General features: G+C 71.3%; 16 protein-coding genes. 11 read left to right on the top strand and 5 right to left on the bottom strand.

Features of this window, described 5'->3' with window-relative positions; genetic code table 11:
• Position 1: 1 nt before the first annotated feature.
• Positions 2 to 472 carry a peroxiredoxin gene (locus tag GEMRO_RS0118290; protein ID WP_027135162.1) on the top strand — a complete coding sequence of 157 codons (471 nt, stop codon included), beginning with the start codon at positions 2 to 4 and terminating at the stop codon, positions 470 to 472.
• Positions 469 to 1134, top strand: a complete 666-nt coding sequence (locus tag GEMRO_RS0118285; protein WP_027136408.1) for an O-methyltransferase — start codon at positions 469 to 471, stop codon at positions 1132 to 1134. The genes GEMRO_RS0118290 and GEMRO_RS0118285 overlap by 4 nt, the downstream gene beginning before the upstream one ends.
• Positions 1135 to 1173: 39 nt before the next feature.
• Here GEMRO_RS0118285 and GEMRO_RS0118280 read toward each other — a convergent pair whose 3' ends face one another.
• Both GEMRO_RS0118280 and GEMRO_RS30425 read right to left on the bottom strand, forming a co-directional pair.
• On the bottom strand, positions 1174 to 1902 hold the full coding sequence (locus GEMRO_RS0118280; RefSeq protein ID WP_027135161.1) for a DsbA family protein: 729 nt from the start codon (positions 1900 to 1902) through the stop codon (positions 1174 to 1176).
• 32 nt (positions 1903 to 1934) lie between these two features.
• Positions 1935 to 3275: a M48 family metalloprotease gene (locus GEMRO_RS30425; protein WP_169728409.1), complete on the bottom strand. Its 1341-nt coding sequence runs from the start codon at positions 3273 to 3275 to the stop codon at positions 1935 to 1937.
• A gap of 36 nt (positions 3276 to 3311) precedes the next feature.
• Between GEMRO_RS30425 and GEMRO_RS30420 the strand changes: the two genes are divergently transcribed.
• Positions 3312 to 4493 carry a pyridoxal phosphate-dependent aminotransferase gene (locus GEMRO_RS30420; protein ID WP_051329212.1) on the top strand — a complete coding sequence of 394 codons (1182 nt, stop codon included), beginning with the start codon at positions 3312 to 3314 and terminating at the stop codon, positions 4491 to 4493.
• On the opposite strand, the gene GEMRO_RS0118265 is transcribed toward GEMRO_RS30420, so the two are convergent.
• Positions 4480 to 7173, bottom strand: coding sequence for an Rne/Rng family ribonuclease (locus tag GEMRO_RS0118265; protein ID WP_027135160.1), 2694 nt, complete (start codon positions 7171 to 7173; stop codon positions 4480 to 4482). The genes GEMRO_RS30420 and GEMRO_RS0118265 overlap by 14 nt on opposite strands.
• Positions 7174 to 7622: 449 nt before the next feature.
• On the opposite strand from GEMRO_RS0118265, the gene GEMRO_RS0118260 reads away from it, so the two are divergent.
• The 5 genes from GEMRO_RS0118260 (at position 7623) to GEMRO_RS32840 (ending at position 13798) form a co-directional block, all read left to right on the top strand.
• Entirely contained in the window at positions 7623 to 8951 is a 1329-nt protein-coding gene (locus GEMRO_RS0118260) for an N-acetylmuramoyl-L-alanine amidase family protein (protein ID WP_051329211.1), read from the top strand.
• Positions 8952 to 9080: 129 nt separating this feature from the next.
• Positions 9081 to 11552 (top strand): penicillin-binding protein 1A, encoded by a 2472-nt coding sequence (locus GEMRO_RS0118255; protein ID WP_240476715.1) that lies wholly within the window; start codon positions 9081 to 9083, stop codon positions 11550 to 11552.
• A gap of 30 nt (positions 11553 to 11582) precedes the next feature.
• A protein-coding gene (gene prfB / locus GEMRO_RS0118250; RefSeq protein ID WP_157505637.1) for a peptide chain release factor 2 occupies positions 11583 to 12711 on the top strand; the annotation gives its coding sequence in 2 pieces (ribosomal slippage) (positions 11583 to 11651 and positions 11653 to 12711; 1128 coding nt in all).
• Positions 12708 to 13286 (top strand): hypothetical protein, encoded by a 579-nt coding sequence (locus GEMRO_RS0118245; protein WP_027135156.1) that lies wholly within the window; start codon positions 12708 to 12710, stop codon positions 13284 to 13286. Before prfB ends, GEMRO_RS0118245 begins: the two co-directional genes overlap by 4 nt.
• Complete coding sequence (locus GEMRO_RS32840; protein ID WP_051329210.1) at positions 13283 to 13798, top strand: GNAT family N-acetyltransferase; 516 nt, start codon at positions 13283 to 13285, stop codon at positions 13796 to 13798. Before GEMRO_RS0118245 ends, GEMRO_RS32840 begins: the two co-directional genes overlap by 4 nt.
• On the opposite strand, the gene GEMRO_RS30410 is transcribed toward GEMRO_RS32840, so the two are convergent.
• Both GEMRO_RS30410 and GEMRO_RS30405 read right to left on the bottom strand, forming a co-directional pair.
• Positions 13743 to 14405, bottom strand: a complete 663-nt coding sequence (locus GEMRO_RS30410) for an MlaC/ttg2D family ABC transporter substrate-binding protein (RefSeq protein WP_051329209.1) — start codon at positions 14403 to 14405, stop codon at positions 13743 to 13745. The genes GEMRO_RS32840 and GEMRO_RS30410 overlap by 56 nt on opposite strands.
• The gene (locus GEMRO_RS30405) at positions 14395 to 15126 is read right to left on the bottom strand and encodes an MlaA family lipoprotein (protein ID WP_205625023.1); all 732 of its coding nucleotides are present in this window, start codon (positions 15124 to 15126) and stop codon (positions 14395 to 14397) included. The genes GEMRO_RS30410 and GEMRO_RS30405 overlap by 11 nt, the downstream gene beginning before the upstream one ends.
• A 306-nt stretch (positions 15127 to 15432) precedes the next feature.
• Between GEMRO_RS30405 and GEMRO_RS0118225 the strand changes: the two genes are divergently transcribed.
• From GEMRO_RS0118225 to GEMRO_RS0118215, 3 genes are read left to right on the top strand one after another with little or no spacing between them, the layout of a single operon-like run.
• The gene (locus GEMRO_RS0118225; RefSeq protein ID WP_027135155.1) at positions 15433 to 16437 is read left to right on the top strand and encodes an ArsR/SmtB family transcription factor; all 1005 of its coding nucleotides are present in this window, start codon (positions 15433 to 15435) and stop codon (positions 16435 to 16437) included.
• Positions 16434 to 17510 (top strand): methylenetetrahydrofolate reductase, encoded by a 1077-nt coding sequence (locus GEMRO_RS0118220; RefSeq protein ID WP_051329207.1) that lies wholly within the window; start codon positions 16434 to 16436, stop codon positions 17508 to 17510. The genes GEMRO_RS0118225 and GEMRO_RS0118220 overlap by 4 nt, the downstream gene beginning before the upstream one ends.
• Positions 17511 to 17539: 29 nt before the next feature.
• Positions 17540 to 17938 (top strand): VOC family protein, encoded by a 399-nt coding sequence (locus GEMRO_RS0118215; protein WP_027135153.1) that lies wholly within the window; start codon positions 17540 to 17542, stop codon positions 17936 to 17938.
• Positions 17939 to 18245: the final 307 nt, after the last annotated feature.

Genomic DNA, 18245 nt, shown 5'->3' with positions numbered 1-18245 from the left:
CGTGACCCTTGCCGCCGGGGACGCCGTTCCCGATTTCGACCTGCCCGCCGATGGCGGTGGGCGGATTTCGTCGCTGGAGCTGCGCGGGCGGCCCTACGTCCTCTATTTCTATCCCAAGGACGACACGCCCGGCTGCACCAAGCAGGCGCAGGGCTTTGCCTCGCTCTACCCGGAGTTCCAGGAGGCCGGGGTCGAGGTGATCGGCGTGTCCAAGGACGGCACCGCCAGCCACGACAAGTTCAAGCAGAAATACTGCCTGACCTTCCCGCTCGCCTCCGACGAGGAGGGCAGCTTCGTCGAGCGGGTCGGCGCCTGGGTCGAGAAGTCGATGTACGGCAAGAAATACATGGGCATCGACCGCTCGACCTTCCTGGTCGACGCCGACGGCCGGGTGGTGCGCGCCTGGCGCAGCGTCAAGGTCCCGGGTCATGTCGAGGAGGTGCTGGACGCCGCGAAGGAGCTCCGACGCTGACCGCGCGCACGATCGGCCTGTCCGAAGGGCTCTCCGACTATGTCGCCGCGGTCGGGCTGCGCGAGCACCCGGCCCAGCGGGCGCTGCGCGCCGAGACCGACCGGCTGGAGCATGGCGACATGCGCACCTCGCCGGAGGCGGCGGCGCTGGTGGCGTTCCTGATCGAGACGATCGGGGCTGCGCGCGTGCTGGAGGTCGGCTGCTTCACCGGCCACGCCACCCTGGCCATGGCGCTGGCCCTGCCGGACGGCGGCAGTGTCACCACCCTGGACGTCAACCGCGACTGGCAGGAGATCGGCCGCCGCCACTGGCGGTCCGCCGGGGTCGAGAGCCGCATCGAGTTCCGCGAGGGCCCGGCTTTGGACAGCCTGGACGCCCTGCTGGCGGACGGCCTGGCCGACGGCTTCGACCTGGCCCTGGTGGACGCCGACAAGAAGTCCTACCCGGCCTATCTGCAGCGCTGCCGCCGGCTGGTCCGCCCGGGCGGGCTGATCGTGCTGGACAACACGCTCTGGCGCGGCGGGGTCGCCGACCCCTCCGACGACAGCCGCCAGGCCCGCACCATGCGCGAGCTGAACCGGGCGATCCACGCCGACCCGGACCTTGCGGTGGTGCTGCTGCCGGTGGGCGACGGCCTGACCCTCTTGCGCCGCCGCCGCTAGGACGCCCGCGGCGGCGCCCGGCCACCGCGGCGCTTCGTGTCAGCTGCGCTCGCGCACCGCGCCGATCATGTCCTGGAGCTGCTCGGGCGGCACCGCGCCCGGGATGATCTCGCCGCCCAGCACGAAGGCCGGGGTGCCGCGCAGGCCGAGCTCGCGGGCGAGCTGCATGTCCTCGGCCAGGACCTGGTCGGTCTCCGGCGCGTTCATGTCCGCCTCCAGCTTGGCCATGTCGAGGCCCAGCTGCTGCGCGATCACCCGCACCCCCTCCATCGAGATGTCCTCGCTCTCCATCAGCGCCAGGTGCATGTCCCAGTAGCGGTCCTGGTTGCGCGCGGCGACCGCGGCGCGGGCGGCCACCACCGATTCCGGCCCCAGGATCGGGAACTCCTTGAGCACGAAGCGCACGCCCTTGTCCTGCTCGACCAGATCGCGCAGCGTCGGCGTCATCCGCCGGCAGTAGCCGCAGTTATAGTCCATGAACTCGACCAGGGTGACGTCGCCCTCGGGATTAGCGACCACCTCGGCCGGGGTCCCCTTCAAGGCCTCGGCGTTGCTGCTCACCGCCATCTTGGCCTGCGCGGCTTCCTCGGACTCGCGCTTGGCCTGCAGGGCCTGCAGCGCCTCCATCACCAGTTCCGGCTCGCGGCGGAGCAGGTCGCGCACCACCTCCTCGATCGCGGCGCGGTCCGGGGCGGCGCCCTCCTGGGCCAGGGCGGGCACCGCCGCCGTCAGCATCAGGCCGGCGAGGAGGATGGTTCGGATCGTCAAGGTTTTCACTCCAAAGGGGCCGGTCGTCGGCATCAGCGGCGGCGCGGGTTGCGCGAGCCGGGCGGCAGCGCGTCGATGGCGGCCTGCAGGTCCTGCAGCTTGAGGAAGTCGGGGTCGCCCGGCTGGATGATCTGGGTGGCACGCATCGCGTAGCGCCTTGCATCGTCGTAGTGGCGCACCAGGAGGCTGAACTCCGCCATGGCGATGGCGGCGGCGCCCTCGTTGTCGAGCCGGCCCTCGGCGGTGGCCAGCAGCCGGAACGCCTCGGCATTGTCGGGCTCGGTGACCGTGGTGTCGACCAGCTGCTGGCGGGCCTCGCGCAGGTCGGCCGGGTCGTCGGAGCCGATCAGCGTCTTGGCCAGGCCCAGCTTGAGCAGCCCGCTGGCCGGCAGCAGCGCCAGGGCCTCGCGGTACGGGCCCGCCGCCTCGGCGATCCGCCCGTTCTCGTAGAGCATCTGCCCTTCCAGCTCGTGGAAGTACGGGTCGTCGGGATGCTCGGCGATCAGGGCCCGGATCGCGATCAGCGCGTCGTCCAGCCGGGGGATGCGGTAGAGCGCGATCGAGGTGGCGTAGCGCCCGGGCACCGACGGGTCGTCCTGCCAGCGGCGCAGCGCGTCGCTGGGCTCGGAAAGGAACGCGTCCAGCTTGGCGCGCATCCTGGCATGGCGCTCCACCGCGGCACCGGTGATGGCCTTGCCGGCATAGGGCGACTTCGCCACCTGGTTTGCCAGGAAGTTGATGCGCGACCCGGTCAGCGGGTGGGTCTGCAGCCAGGGATTGGCCCGGCCGCTCAGGTGCAGGTCGTCGGAATCCAGGATCTCGAAGAACTGCAGCAGGCCCTCGGGGCTCTGGCCGAGCTCGCCCATGTAGCGCACCGCCGCCTGGTCGGCGGCCTGTTCCTGGCCGCGGCTGAACTTGAGGAAGCCGCTTTGCGCGACGGTCAGCCCGCCCGCCATCGCCGCCACGCCCACCTGCGGCGCGCCCGCGACCGCCGCGGCCAGGCCCAGCAGGGTGCCCAGGATCGCCTGGGTGCCGGCATCCTCCATGGCAACCCGGGCGCGGCTCAGATGGCCGCCGGCGATGTGGCCGGCCTCGTGCGCGATCACCCCGGCCAGCTGGTCGGGGGTCTCGGTGCGGATCAGCAGGCCGGAGTTCAGGAACAGGTTCTGCCCGCCCGCGACAAAGGCGTTCAGCGTGTTGTCGTTGACGATGTAGATCGCGATGGAGGAGGGATCGAGCCCGGCGGCCAGGAAGATCGGGTCGGCCAGCTCGCGGATGGTCGTCTCGATCTCGACGTCGCGCAGCAGTACCAAGGCCTGCGCGGCCCGCAGCGGCAGGGCCGCCAGCAGCAGAACCAGCGCGAGGACAGCCATGAAACGGCAGGAGAGCATGTGCCGGGAGACCCATCGATGAGCCTGCCGGCGTCGCGGCGCAGCGCCATTCCGCCCTTCCTGGTCATGGACGTCGTGGCGGAGGCCGGGCGCCTGGAGGCGGCCGGGCACGACATCGTCCACATGGAGGTCGGCGAGCCCGGCGGCGGCCCGCCCGGCCTGGCCGTGGCGGCGGCGACCGCCGCCCTGGTCGCTGGCGGCCTCGGCTACACCCCGGCCCTGGGCATGGCCCGGCTGCGCCAGCGGATCGCCCGCCACTACCAGGACTGGTACGGCGTCACCGTGGACCCGGGCCGGATCGCGGTCACCACCGGCGCGTCCGGCGGGTTCGTGCTGGCCTTTTTGGCCTCGTTCGATGCGGGCGCCAGGGTCCTGGTCGCCGATCCCAGCTATCCCTGCTACCGCAACGTCATGGCCGGCCTCGGCATCGAGGCGGTCCGGGTCGCCACCGGCCCGGCCGACGGGTTCCAGCCGACACCTGCCGAGCTCGACGCGGTGCCGGGCCGGATCGACGGCCTGGTCCTGCAAAGCCCCGCCAATCCCACCGGCACGATGCTGGACGACGCGCGGCTGGCGGCCCTGGCCCGCTGGGCGAGGGAACGCGGCGTGCGGCTGATCGTCGACGAGATCTATCAAGGCATCACCTACGAGGCGTCCCCTACCACCGTGCTCAAGGTCGAGCCGGAGGCGGTCGTCGTCAACAGCTTCTCGAAATTCTGGTCGATGACCGGCTGGCGAGTCGGCTGGCTGGTGCTGCCCGAACCCCTGGTCCGCCCGGTCGAGCGCCTGGCGCAGAACCTGTTCATCTCCACCCCGACCATCGCGCAGATCGCGGCGGCCGCAGCCTTGGACGCCGACGAGGAGCTGCGCCCGCGGGTGCAGACCTACCGGCACAACCGCGACATCCTCAAGAACGCCATGGCCGCGATCGGGCTGGACCGGATCGCGCCGCCGGACGGGGCATTCTATCTGTGGATCGACATCCGCGCCACCGGGCTGCCGGCCGGCACGCTGGCCAGCCGGCTGCTGCACGAGGCCCATGTCGCCGTCACCCCGGGCATGGATTTCGACCCGGTGGACGGCCAGCACTGGATCCGGCTGTCGTTCGCCGGCCCCACCGAGCGGATCCGGCTCGGGGCGGAGCGGCTGCAGGCCGCCCTCGCCCCGATCCTGGACCGGCCTGGCCTCAGCTCCCGGTAAGCCGGTTCCACCAGCCGCGCCGCACCGGACGGGCCGGCGCCTCGGCGGCAGCCGGCTCGGGAGCGGCCGGCTCGGGAGCGGCCGGCTCGTTCGCGGGCTCGGGCGCCGGCTGCGCGGCCGGCTCCGGAGCGGCGGGAGCCGGCGTGGCCGGCGCCTCGCTCGCTGCCGGTGCAGTCTCGGCCGGCGCGGGCGCCGCCTCGGCCTCGGCAGGCTGGGCCTTGGGCGCGGCCGCCTTCTTGGCCGGGGCGCGGCGACGCTTCGGCTTTTCCTCGGCCTCCGGTGCCGCCGCCTCGGCCGCGGCGGGCGCCGCCTTGGCGCGCGAGCGGGCCGGCGCCTTCTTGGCCTTGGCCGCAGGCTTGGCCGGGGCCTCCTCGGCCGCCTCGGCGACCGGCTTCTTGGCCCGGCTGCGCCGCTTCGGCTTTTCCGGGGCGGGCGCCTCGGCCGGCGCCTCCTCGGCAGCCGCGACCTCTTCGGCCGCGTCCTCCTCGTCGCTCACCTCGACCTGCGGGACCTCGACCGGCAGCGGCGCCACCAGCTCGGCCGGCAGCGGCACCACCGGGCTGTCGGCCGGCACCTGGTCGGGCACGGCCTCGGCCGGCTGCGGCGCGGCGAAGGACGCCGGCTCGGCCACCGCCTCGCCCTCGCCTTCCTCGTCGCCCTCGTCGCCGGAATCGTCGAGGTTCTGCTCGGCGCCGAACTGCTGCTCGCCGCCGCGATCGCCGCCACGACGGCGACGACGGCGCCGGCGGCGGCGCTTCTTGCCGCCGTCCTCGCCGTCCTCGGCGGACGGCGCCGCCGCGACCGGGGCGGCCATGGCCTCGTCCGGCGCGTCCTCGGCGCCCTCGGCCGCCTCGACCGGCTCGCGATAGGCCGGCTGCTCGATTGCCGGGGCTTCCGCCGCACGGTCCTCGGTGCGCTCGTCGCGACGGCCGCGGCGATCGCCGCGCCGGCCGCGACGGCCCTCGCCGCGGCGCTCGTCGCCGCCACGGCTGGCGGGACGCTCGACCAGCTCCTCGTCCTCGTCTTCGATCTCCGGCTCCTCGGCCGGCTCCTCCTCCAGGACCGGTGCCGCCACCGGGGCCGGCACGTCGATCGGCTTCTCGCGCCGCTCCAGGCGCTCCACGCCGATCTCGCCCGGGATCATCTGGTCGTCGCTGTCGACGAACACCCGCATCTGGTAGCGCTGCTCCATGCGGAACAGGGCGTCGCGCTTCTGGTTGAGCAGGTAGTAGGCGGCACTGCCCGGCACCACCACGCGCATCACCGCGGTCTCGCCGGCGATGCCGACCTCCTGGATGCGGCGCAGCGCGTGCAGGGCGCAGGATTCGGTGGAGCGGACCACGCCCAGGCCATGGCAGACCGGGCAGGTCTGGGTCGACAGCTCCTGCAGCGACGGGCGCATCCGCTGGCGCGACAGCTCCAGCAGGCCGAACTGGCTGATCTTGCCGATCTGCAGCCGGGCGCGGTCCATCTTCAGCGCGTCGCGCAGCCGGCGCTCGACCTGGCGCTCATGGCGCTGGTCGGCCATGTCGATGAAGTCGATCACGATCAGGCCGGCCAGGTCGCGCAGCCGCATCTGGCGCGCCACCTCGTCGGCGGCCTCCAGGTTGGTCTTGAGCGCGGTCTCGTCGATATGCCGCTCGCGGGTGGCGCGCCCGGAATTGACGTCGATCGCGGTGAGCGCCTCGGTGGTGTGGATCACGATCGTGCCGCCCGACGGCAGCTCGACCTTGGGCAGGTGCATCGCGTCCAGCTGGTCCTCGACGCCGTGGCGGAAGAACAGCGGCACCTCGTCGCGATACTGCTTCACCCGGCGCGAGCGCGACGGCATCAGCATGGTCATGATGCGCTTGGCCTGCTTGTAGGCCTCGTCGCCCTCGACCAGCACTTCCTCGATGTCGCGGCTGTAGAGGTCGCGCATCGCCCGCTTCACGAGGTCGCCTTCCTCGTAGATCAGGGACGGCGCCATGCTCTTGAGCGTGGTCTCGCGGATGTCCTCCCACTGGCGCAGGAGATATTCGTAGTCGCGGCGGATCTCGGCCTTGGTCCGCTCCTGGCCGGCGGTGCGGATGATCAGGCCCATGCCCTTCGGCACGTCCAGTTCCGCGGCGGCTTCCTTGAGGCGCTTGCGGTCCTCGGCGTCCTCGATCTTGCGGCTGATCCCGCCGCCGCGCGGGGTGTTGGGCATCAGCACGCAGTAGCGGCCGGCCAGCGACAGGTAGGTGGTCAGCGCCGCGCCCTTGGTGCCGCGCTCCTCCTTGACGACCTGCACCAGCATGATCTGCCGGCGCTTGATCACTTCCTGGATCTTGTAGCTGCGCAGCAGGCGCGCGCGCTTGCGGGCCAGATCGGCGTCGTCGTCGTCGTCGTCCGAGCCGTTGGCGTCGTCCTCGTCGGCGCGCGCCACCTCGTCGAGCATGGCGCGGTCGGCCTGCGGGATCTGGAAGTAGTCCGGATGGATCTCGGAAAAGGCCAAGAAGCCGTGCCGGTTGCCGCCATACTCGATGAAGGCCGCCTGGAGCGAGGGCTCCACGCGCGTCACCTTCGCGAGATAGACATTGCCCTTGATCTGCTTCTTGGTGGACGATTCAAAATCGAAATCGACCAATTGCTCGTCATTGAGAACGACGACCCGGGTCTCCTCCGGGTGGCCCGCATCGATCAACATACGTCGCGTCATCGAGTGGAATCTCCGCACGCATCCGGCGCGGCGCGCGCGCGCTTCCGCCAGGCACATGCTGTTCTAGGTCCGCGCGCCGACCGGCGCGCGAAACGGGTTGGCTCGCGGGCGGCGCCGCCTGCGAGACGAGGGGGGCCACGCTGTTCCGAGCCGACGAATCGACCATCGCACTTCTGCGGGGTTCGTCGTACGGCTGGCTTCCAACGTGGTGCATTGCGTTCAGGAAATGAGGGCCGACCCGGGAGTGCTCCAGCGGGTGAGCCTGTTGGTTGAGATGCGGCGGGATCGGCGCTATCCGAAGCATCGGGCTGCAAGCGATCGCAGGCCACGACGAACGGCACCGGATCCGCTCACACGCACGGGACTATAGAACCATCGATCCGCTGTCTCAATCACCAAGACATTGGACGGACATCGGAAGCGCAAGATGCGCCCCGGTACGTGTAAAAATGCTGGCGACGCTGGGTTTCATCCTGGCCTTGCTCGCGTTCGTCCTGGCCGCGCTTCCGGTCCAGGCCGCGGAGACCCGGATCTCCGGCCTGCGCTTTGGCATGCGCGACGCCCAGACGCGGATCGTTCTCGACCTGGACGCGAATGTCCCCACCGAGACCAACCTGTCGCCGGACCGCACCCAGCTCGAGGTGATCGTGCCGCAGGCGCGCTGGGCCCTGCCGATCGGACGGTTGCCCCAGCCGCGCGGCCTAGTGGATTCCTGGTACACCAGCACCTCGCCCGGCGCCGCCAGCCTGTCGGTGGAGCTCAAGGGCGTGGCGCGGGTGATCAAGGCCGAGCTGCTGCTGCCGTCCGCCGATTCGCGCTTCTACCGGCTGGTGATCGACCTGACGCCCGGCCGGGCGCCGGCCCTGGCCCCGCCGCCCCCGCCGCCGGTGGTCGCCGCCGAGGATCCGCCCGAGCCGCCGGCGCCGCCTGCCGTGATCCAGGCGAACCTGCCGCCGGTGCCCACGCCCAAGAGCTTTCCCAAGCTCCAGCCGGCTGGGCCGCCGCAGGCGCTGGCCGGCGCCGGCTCGATCCTGTCGATGCCCGACGCGCTGCAGCGGCCGGCCCGCGACCCGCTGGCGCCACCGGTCGGGCTGAAGCCGATGATCGTGCTGGACCCGGGCCATGGCGGCAAGGACCCGGGCACGATCGGCCGGCGCGGCACCTACGAGAAGAACATCACCCTGGCGGTGGCCCGGGCGATCCGGGCCGAACTGGAGAAGTCCGGGCGCTACCGGGTGACCCTGACCCGGGACGGCGACCAGGCGGTGCCGCTGCGCCAGCGCCAGGCGATCGCCCGCGAGGCCGGCGGCGCCCTGTTCATCTCGATCCATGCCGACAGCCTCGGCAACAATTCGGAGATGCGCGGCGCCTCGGTCTACACCCTGTCCGACCGCGCCTCCGACCGCGAGGCGGCCACCCTCGCCCAGAAGGAGAACAAGGCCGACATCGTGTCCGGCCTGGACCTGACCGACCAGGACCCGATCGTCAGCGAGATCCTGATCGACCTGGCCCTGCGCGACGCCACCAACCGCTCGATCGGCTTTGCCGACTATCTGGTCCAGGAACTCGGCAAGGTGACCCGCCTGGTCAAGCGGACCCGCCGGTTCGCCGGCTTTGTCGTGCTGAAGTCGCCGGACACGCCGAGCGTGCTGCTGGAGCTGGGCTTTTTGTCCAACGCCAGCGACGAAAAGCTGCTCAAGGACCCGGCGCACCAGCGCAAGGTGGCCCGGGCGGTGCGCGACGCGCTGGATTCCTATTTCAAGGCCCGCCACGACTGAGCAGCCCTGCCCGCGTGCACGAAGGCGCGAGCGGAATTGAGCCGGCGGGGCGGATCGGCTAGTCTCCGCGCCGGTTTGGACCTCGTTCGACCGCTGCCGGCGTCCGCCAGGCACGGAAAGGCTAAGAACTTGACGTCGTTCCTGCGCGCGCTCGGCGTGCTGTTCAACCTGGTGCTGCTGGCGGTCCTGGTCGGTGTGGGGGTGCTGGGCTACGCATGGTGGCGCTACGGCCAGGATCTGCCGGACGTGCGCCAGCTGGCCACCTACGAGCCGCCCACCGTCACCCGGGTCCATGCCGGCGACGGCCGCCTGCTCGCCGAATTCGCCAAGGAACGCCGGGTCTGGATCCCGATCCACGCGATCCCGATCCGGATGCAGCAGGCCTTCGTCGCCGCCGAGGACCAGAATTTCTGGCACCATCACGGCATCGACCCGCAGGGCGTGGCCTCGGCGGTGATCGACAACCTGCGCCGGGTGGTCAACGACGAGCGGCCGCGCGGCGCCTCGACCATCACCCAGCAGGTCGCCAAGAACTTCCTCTTGACCAACGAGATGTCGCTGGATCGCAAGATCAAGGAAGCGATCCTGGCGATCCGGATGGAGCGGGTCCTGAGCAAGGAGCGGATCCTCGAGCTCTACCTGAACGAGATCTTCCTGGGGTATCGCGCCTATGGCATCGCCGCGGCGGCCCTGAATTATTTCGACAAGTCCCTGGACGACCTGACGCTCGGCGAGATCGCGTTCATCGCCGGCCTGCCCAAGGCGCCGTCGCGCTACGATCCGGCCCGCAACGCCGAGGTCGCCCGCGCCCGGCGCGACTACGTGATCGGCCGGATGCTCGATGACGGCTACATCACCGCCGAGGAGGCCGAGGCCGCACGGGCCGAGCCGTTCGTGCTGCGCGCCCGCGGCGGCCAGGCCGACGTCGCCAGCGCCGACTATTTCCTGGAGGAGGTCCGCCGCAAGCTGGTGGGCGAGCTGGGCGAGGCCGGCTTCTATGAGGGCGGCCTGTCGGTGCGCACCACCGTGCAGCCGGAGATCCAGCGGATCGCCGACCTGGCGCTGCGCCGCGGCCTGTCCACCTATGACCGGCGCACCGGCTGGCGCGGCCCGCTGGCCAGCCTGCCCGGCATCGGCCCGGACCAGCCCTGGCAGGAGGCGCTGGCGACGGTGGATCCCGGCATCGCCCTGCTGAACTGGCAGAAGGCAGTGGTGCTGGCGGCCGGCGCGGAGCGCGCCGAGATTGGCTTTGCCGACGGCGATACGGGCATGATCCAGGCCGCCGACCTGAAATGGGCGCGCCCTGCGGATGCCGAGGGCAAGCTCGGCCCGGAGCCGACCCGCGCCGACCAGGTGCTGGCCGCGGGCGATGTGATCCTGGTCGAGGACATCGCCGGGCCGGACGAAGCGCCGCGCTTCGCGCTGCGCCAGCGCCCGGCGCTCGAGGGCGCGGTGGTGGTGCTGGACCCCAACACCGGCCGGGTCCTGGCGATGACCGGCGGGTTCGACTTCCGGCAGAGCAGCTTCAACCGCGCCACCCAGGCTTGGCGCCAGCCGGGCTCCTCGTTCAAGCCGTTCGTCTATCTGGCGGCGCTGGAGAACGGCTATACCCCGGCATCGATCGTGCTGGACGCGCCGATCGTGGTCGACCAGGGGCCGGACCAGCCGAAATGGAAGCCGGAGAACTACAGCCAGCGCTTCTACGGCCCCTCCACCCTGCGCCTGGGCCTGGAGAAGTCGCGCAACCTGATGACGGTGCGCCTCGCCCAGGCGATCGGCATGGACGACGTGATCGACGTCGCCCACCGGTTCGGCATCGACCGCAACCTGCAGGGCTTCCTGGCCGGCTCGCTCGGCTCCAACGAGGTGACCCTGCTGGGGCTGACCTCGGCCTATGCCGAGCTGGTCAACGGCGGCAAGAAGCTCACCCCGGTGCTGATCGAGCGGATCCAGGACCGCTATGGCGACACGCTGATGCGCCGCGACGACCGCGCCTGCGAGGGCTGCGCGGTGGAATCCTATGACGGCGGGCTGCCGCCGCTTCTGCCGGACACCCGCCCGGCGGTGACCGACCCGCGCTACGCCTACCAGATGACCAACATGCTGGCCGGCGTGGTCGAGCGCGGCACCGCCTCCAGCGCCGCCAGGCTCGGCCGGCCGCTGGCCGGCAAGACCGGCACCTCCAACGACTTCAAGGACGCCTGGTTCGTGGGCTTCTCCCCCGACCTGGTGACCGGGGTATTCGTCGGCTACGACCAGCCCAAGAGCATGGGCGACCATGAGAGCGGCAGCACGCTGGCCTTGCCGATCTGGACCGAGATCATGGAGAAGGCGCTGGCCGACACGCCGCCCAACCCGTTCCGGGTGCCGCCCGGCGTGCAGCTGGTGCGGATCGACGCGGCCTCCGGCGCCCTGCCCGGCCCCAGCACCAAGGACGTGATCCTGGAGGCGTTTTTGCCGGGCACGGCGCCCACCAGCGAATATGCCAGCGGCGAGGTGGTGGGCGGCGAGACCGCCTTCTACGACCCGCCGGGCCAGGGCCGCCCGGCGGCGCCCGCCGTCCCGGCCACCCCGCCCGTCACCGGCGACGGCCTGTACTGACCCTACGTCTTTCCTTTCCCGGAGATTTCCATGCGCGCCGAAATCGCGAACCTCGCCGACGAGCTGAAAGAAGGTGTCACCCTGCTCCGGAGGCATCTTTGACTGGGATGAAGCCCTTATCCGCCTGGACGAGCTGAACGCGCTCTCCGAGGACCCGACCCTTTGGAACGATGCCGAGCGCGCGCAGAAGATCATGCGCGAGCGCAACGGCCTGGCGGCGCGGATCGACCAGGTCCGCGACATCGAGACCCGGCTGAACGATGGGGTGGAACTGGCCGAGCTGGCTGAGGCCGAGGACGACGAGGCCACCATCGCCGAGGTCCAGGCCGAGCTTGGCACCCTGCGCGACACGGTGCGCCGCCTGCAGCTGGAGGCCCTGCTCTCCGGCGAGGCCGACCGCAACAACGCCTTTGTCGAGCTCAACGCCGGGGCCGGCGGCACCGAGAGCCAGGACTGGGCCGAGATGCTCATGCGCATGTACACGCGCTGGGCCGAGCAGCACGGCTACAAGGTCAGCCTGATCCAGGAGACCGAGGGCGAGGAAGCCGGGATCAAGTCGGCGACCCTCAAGCTGGACGGCGAGAACGCTTATGGCTGGCTGAAGACCGAGGCCGGCGTGCACCGGCTGGTGCGGATCTCGCCCTATGACAGCCAGGCGCGCCGGCACACCAGCTTCGCCAGCGTCTGGGTCTATCCCGAGATCGACGATTCGATCGAGATCGACATCCAGGACAAGGACCTGCGGATCGACACCTACCGGGCGTCGGGGGCCGGCGGCCAGCACGTCAACCGGACCGAATCGGCGATCCGGATCACCCACATGCCCACCGGCATCGTGGTGAGCTGCCAGAGCGACCGCTCCCAGCACCGCAACCGCGACACCGCGTTCGGCATGCTGCGCGCGCGTCTCTACGAGCTGGAACTGCAAAAGCGCCGGGCCGCCGCGGATGCGACCGAGGCCGCCAAGACCGATATCGGCTGGGGCCACCAGATCCGCTCCTACGTGCTGCAGCCCTACCGGATGGTGAAGGACCTGCGCACCTCGGTGGAGACCTCCGACACCCAGGGCGTGCTGGACGGCGATCTCGACCAGTTCCTGGAGGCGTCCTTGGCGCGCGGCGTGGCCGGGGTCGCCACCGAGGTGGAGGATCCGGCTTGATCCGAGCGCTGCTGCTGGGCGCGGTCCTGCTGCTGCCCCTGCCGGCGGCAGCGCAGGACAGCGGCCCGGACCGCAGCGCCGACGAGCTGGAGAAGGCGATCGAGGGCATCCGCGCCAAGGTGGAGGCGCAGCGCGCCGCCACCGGCCGGACCGCCGGCGACGCGGCGGAGCGCTCGGCCGAGCTGGACCGGCTGGTCGGGCATCTGGCGGCGCTGGAGGGCGAGAACGAGGGGCTGCGCGAGCGCAACGGCCAGCTCGAGCAGGATCTGGAGGAGGCGGTGCGCAAGGCCGCCCGTCTGGAAGAGGAAGTGCGCAGCCTGGCGGAACTGTCCAAGGCGCGGCTGGACGGGGTGCCGGCGGCGGTGGAGCAGCTGGCCGAAGCCCGCGCGGAACTGGAGCGGATCTCCGGGCTGCTGGGCGGGCTGGAGGCCGGCCATGCGGTGCTGAGCGCGGTGGCCGAGGGCGAGATGCTGCAGGTCGAGCCGCCGCCCGGCGCCGACGAGACGGCCGGACTGCGCGCTGAGCTTGCCGCCGCCCGGGCCCGGATCGCCGAGCTGGAAGCCCGGGCGCCATGACCGGGCCGGTTATCCGGATCCGCCCGGCCGATGAGTCTGACATGGCCTTCATCCATGGCCTGAGCCAGCGCCTTTCCGACGTTCCCCGGCCGGACTGGCACGACCTGGCGGCGATGCGCGCCTTTCAGGGCCGCTTCATGACGGCGATGCTGGGCGACCCGCCCCCGGTTGCCGCGCTCTTGGTGGCCGTGGATGGCGCGGGACAGCGGCTGGGCTTCGTCCAGGCGCTGCCCGGCCGGGACGGCGTCACCGACGAGGCCTGCGGTTATGTCAGCCTGCTGGCGCTGGACCTGGCCGCCGAGGGCCAGGGCATCGCCGCCGCCCTGATGGCGGCGGTAGAGGACTGGGCGGTGCTGGCCGGCTTTCGCCTGCTCAGCCTGGACGTGTTCGCCACCAACCAGCGCGCGCTGCGCTTCTACGAGCGCTGCGGCTTCCGGCCGGAATCGCTGCGGATGGTCAAAGTTCTCGGGGCGGCAGGCCCGTCTGGCTGCGCGCCGCGATCTGCTCCTTGAGCCGCGCGATCAGCCCGTCGAAGCCGCTGCGGTCCAGGATCTCGCCATATTCCTGGCGCCAGGTCACCACCGCCGAGACGCCCTCGCCCACCACGTCGATGATCTTCAAACCGTTGTCGGTCTGCCGGATCCGCCAGTCGACATTGGCGGGCGGCTGGCCCGCTCCGCGCACGATCTTGCTGGACACCACGGTGTCGCGGTCGTCGACTGCCCGGCCGCCGGTGATCTGGTAGGTCTCGCCGCCATAGTTGCGCAGCTGCGAGGCGATGGTCTGGATGGTGAACTCGCGGAACAGCTCGACATATTCCGCCTGCTGCTCGGGCGTCGCCTGGCGCCAGTAGCGCCCGGTCACCAGCCGCGCCACGATCTCGAAGTCGACGCTGGCGTCCAGGATCTCCACCAGCCGGTCGAGCCGCTGCTTGTCGTTCAGGTCCGGCGTCTGGAAGATCTGGACGACCTGCTGGCCGACATCGTCCATGAAGGCCTGCGCGGCGTCCTGCGCCCGGGCCGGCCCGATCGGCAGCGTCGCCAGCACGGCCAGCGCCGCGGCGCCCGACAGCAGCAGGCGACGGCTCAGCCCGGCCAGGCGGACCTGCTCATTCGACATTCTGGTCTTCCTCGAAGATGGCGTCGTACTGGGCATCCGGCCCGTCGGCGAGCGTGCCCGCCTTGAGCCGCTGCAGGTAGATCGAGCGGACCGTGGCGTACATGTCGATGCTGCCGCGGCGCAGATCGTCGATCGTCTCGATGTTGCGATAGCGGAAGTCCAGCCCTTCCATGATGTTCTGGGTGATCCAGGGCCACTCGCCGTCCAGGTACTGGATCGGGTTCATGTAGGCGTCGGGGATGCGGCCGAGCGCGCCGCGCAGCGTGTCCGGCCCCCAGAACGGCAGGACCACGTAGGGCCCCTGGTCGACTCCCCAGGTCTGCAGGGTCTTGTCGAAGCGGGTCTCGACCTTCTGGTAGCCGAACGCCGAGGCCACGTCGAACAGGCCGCCAATGCCCAGGGTGGAGTTGATGATCAGGCGCCCCACCGAGGTGCCGAACTGGTCGCGCTCGCCCTGCAGCGCCGCGTTCACCGCATAGGCCGGCTCGCGCAGGTTGTGCAGCACGTTGCCGATGCTGTCGCGGACCGGCTGCGGCAGGGCGGCGCGGTAGCCCCTGGCCGCCGGCTCCAGGAACATCTGGTCGGTGACTTCGTTGAAGCTGAAGATCGCGCGGTTGACCGGCTCCCAGGGATCCGGGTCGGCGGCGGTGGCACAGCCGGCCAAAGTGACCGAAACCGCCAGGATCGCGGCGGACCTGGTCACACGCCAACGGTGGCTCATCATTGCCTCATACACGCAGGATATCGTCGGGTCATTGCTACACGCCGACCCGTGGCAGAAGTACGGGCGGCTTACGCTGGTTTCAAGGCGGGGGCGTCGGACTGGCCCGGTTCGGGATGCGGGTGTGCCCTGCCACCCGCGGTCCGGCGCAGGGCGGCAGCCGGCCGCGCCTGGCCAGCGTCCCTGATCCTGCCGCGCCTGGCGCAGGCCGTCTTGGACGTTCCAGCCCCGATGGTTGGCTGGGGCCGTGCGGGCAGCTTGACCAGAGCATATAAAGAAATGTAGATATGTCTCAGGAGACCTGAGATGGATGCTTCCGGCCCTGAACTCGCCCGACTGCTCGACGGCCTCGCCGCCGCGGCCGATCCCTCGCGCCTGCGCCTCCTGGCGGTGTGCGCCCAGGGCGAGTGGACGGTCAGCGAGCTGGTCCAGGTGATGGGCCAGTCGCAGCCGCGCATCTCCCGCCACCTCAAGATCCTGGCCGAGGCCGGCCTGCTCGACCGGTTCCGCGAGGGCAGCTGGGTGTTCTACCGCCGCGCCCAGGACGGCGAGGGCGCCAGGCTCGCCCGCTCGATCTGCCGGCTGCTGCCCGCCGACGACAGCCTGCTCCAGCTCGACCGCCGCCGCCTGGAAGTGGTCCGCGCCGCCCGGCGCCGCGCCGCCGAGGCCTGGTTCGACCATCGCGCCAAGGCCTGGGACGAGGAGCGCGAGCTCGACCCGGCCGGGACCCAGGCGATCGATGCCGCCCTGCAGAAGACCTTCGAGGGGGTCAGCACCCCGTCCCTGCTCGACATCGGTACCGGCACCGGCAGGGTCCTGCAACTCCTGGCCAGCCGGATCGGCTACGGGCTGGGGGTCGACGTCGCCCAGGACATGCTGAAGATCGCGAGGGCCAACCTGGACCGCCGCGAGGCGCGCAACTGCCAGGTCCGCCACGGCGACATGTACCAGCTGCCCCTGCCCGACGCCTCGTTCAAGGCGGTGACCTTCCACCAGGTCCTGCATTTCGCCGACGACCCGTTCGCGGCCCTGGCCGAGGCCCGCCGGGTGCTGGCGCCCGAAGGCCGGATCGTGGTGGTCGACCTGGCCCGCCACGAGCGCGAGGATTTGCGCCAGGACCGCCAGCACCGCCGCCTAGGGTTCTCCGACACGGAGATGACCGGCTGGCTGGCCGAGCTGGGCCTTGCCGTCGACGAGCCGGTGCGCATCCAGGGCAAGGACCTGACCACCGTCCTGTGGTCGGCGCGCCTGGACGACGCCCAGGTCCTTCCCTTCCCGCCATCGCAGAGCCGCACGGAGGCCATCGCATGAACCCGACCCCTCCGGCGGCCGGTCCCGCCGGCGCCCCCGGCGCCGTCCGCATCCCCGGCGCTCCCGGCGCCGTCCGAATCATCGACGCCCACGAACTGGAACAGCGCATGTCCGACCAGAACACCGCCGCCCGGTTCGACCGGGAGCCCGTGCTCGCCCGCCGCTTCCCGATGCTGGGCGAGCCCCTGCCGCAGCCGCGCCTGTCGATCGAGCTGTTCCCGCCGCGCACCGGCCCCGCCACCGAGGCCTTCTTCACCGAGGTCGGCCGGCTGGTGGCGGTCGCCCCCGACCACCTGACCGTCACCTCCGGGGCTGGCGGCGGCGACCAGGTCGAGGCGACCTTCCAGACCGTGTCCGAGCTGCGCGCCCGCTTCGACGTGCCGGTTGCCCCGCACATCACCGCGGCCGCCCTGGCCCGCGACCAGGTGGTGCCGCTGGCCGAGCGCTACGCGGCGCTGGGCATCGACCGGGTGGTGGCGCTGCGCGGCGATTCCGCCGACGGCGTCGGCAAGGCCTACCGGCCGCGCCCGGACGGCCATGCCTATGCCGCCGAGCTGATCCGCAGCCTGTCCTCGGCCGGCCGGTTCGCGATCGCCGCCGGCTGCTATCCCGAGACCCATCCCGAGGCCGCCGACGCCGCCACCGACCTGCGCCACCTGGCCGCCAAGGTCGAGGCCGGCGCCACCCAGCTGATCACCCAGTACTGCTTCGACACCGACCGGGTCCTGCGCTTCCGCGACGCCTGCCAGGCCGCCGGGATCACCGTGCCGATCGTGCCGGGCGTGATGCCGATCCATTCCTTTGCCCAGATCCGCCGTTTCAGCTCCATGTGCGGCGCCTCGATCCCGGCCTGGCTGGCGGAACTGTTCCACGGCCTGGACGACCAGCCCGACCTGGCCCGGATGGTCGCCACCACGGTCGCCGCCGAGCAGTGCCGCCGGCTGGTCGCCGAGGGGTTCGACGCGCTGCATCTCTACGCGCTGAACCGCGCTGACCTGACGCTCGCGGTCTGCCGCCTGCTCGGCCGCTGCAACCTCCATCTGGTCCCGCCGTCCATGGCCGCCGCCGCCTGACCCAGGGGGACCGGGCGGGACCGGCGTCCATGCCGGAGCGGATCGCCCATCTCGCCTTGCTGGTCCCGGACTACGACCAGGCGCTGGCCTTCTTCCGGCAGATCGGCTTCGAGTGCCGCGAGGACACTCACCTTGGCGACGACAAGCGCTGGGTCCGCATCGCCCCGCCCGGTGCCGAGACCGAGATCCTCCTGGCCCGCGCGGTCGGGGACCGGCAGGAAGCGGCGATCGGCGCCCAGGGCGGCGGCCGCGTCTGGCTGTTCCTGGAAACCGACGATTTCGAGGCGGATCTGGCGCGGCTCCGGGCGGCTGGCGCCCGCATCGAGGAAGACCCGCGCGACGAGGACTATGGCCGGGTCGTGGTCTGGTCCGACCCGTTCGGCAACCGCTGGGACCTGATCCAGCACCGCTGCCCCGACACTCCTTGACCTCCCGTCCCTCCCCCGGAACGCGGCGCAAAAAAAGTGGCCGGGTCCGAAGACCCGGCCGAGTAGATCAGGGAGGCTAAATGCCCGGAAAACGGACCGAAGCCCGCCGGCCCGATCAGATCGGACCTGCCGCCAGGAGAGCTGCGCTCGACCCTGCCGGCCTGCGAGGCGTCCCGGACGGCCGCCTTGCTGCAATGCGATATATGGTGCCTGCGGGTCTTTTCAACATGCACAGGACGGTTATCTGCCATGCGCCAGCTGGGCGTCCGCCCGCGCCGGCGCTACCCTCCGGGCATGGCCAGGAAAG

The sequence above is a fragment of the Geminicoccus roseus DSM 18922 genome, assembly GCF_000427665.1.
GTDB classification, from domain to species: Bacteria; Pseudomonadota; Alphaproteobacteria; order Geminicoccales; family Geminicoccaceae; genus Geminicoccus; species Geminicoccus roseus.
The sequence above is the reverse complement of the archived record's forward strand: the minus strand, read 5'-3'. Positions and strand labels throughout refer to the sequence as shown.

Coding starts and splice junctions, on each gene's coding strand:
- GEMRO_RS30425 (WP_169728409.1), bottom strand. CDS start 3,275: ATGGCTGTCCTCGCGCTGGTTCTGCTGCTGGCGGCCCTGCCGCTGCGG.
- GEMRO_RS30420 (WP_051329212.1), top strand. CDS start 3,312: ATGAGCCTGCCGGCGTCGCGGCGCAGCGCCATTCCGCCCTTCCTGGTC.
- GEMRO_RS0118265 (WP_027135160.1), bottom strand. CDS start 7,173: ATGACGCGACGTATGTTGATCGATGCGGGCCACCCGGAGGAGACCCGG.
- GEMRO_RS0118260 (WP_051329211.1), top strand. CDS start 7,623: ATGCTGGCGACGCTGGGTTTCATCCTGGCCTTGCTCGCGTTCGTCCTG.
- GEMRO_RS32840 (WP_051329210.1), top strand. CDS start 13,283: ATGACCGGGCCGGTTATCCGGATCCGCCCGGCCGATGAGTCTGACATG.
- GEMRO_RS30410 (WP_051329209.1), bottom strand. CDS start 14,405: ATGTCGAATGAGCAGGTCCGCCTGGCCGGGCTGAGCCGTCGCCTGCTG.
- GEMRO_RS30405 (WP_205625023.1), bottom strand. CDS start 15,126: ATGAGCCACCGTTGGCGTGTGACCAGGTCCGCCGCGATCCTGGCGGTT.
- GEMRO_RS0118225 (WP_027135155.1), top strand. CDS start 15,433: ATGGATGCTTCCGGCCCTGAACTCGCCCGACTGCTCGACGGCCTCGCC.
- GEMRO_RS0118220 (WP_051329207.1), top strand. CDS start 16,434: ATGAACCCGACCCCTCCGGCGGCCGGTCCCGCCGGCGCCCCCGGCGCC.
- GEMRO_RS0118215 (WP_027135153.1), top strand. CDS start 17,540: ATGCCGGAGCGGATCGCCCATCTCGCCTTGCTGGTCCCGGACTACGAC.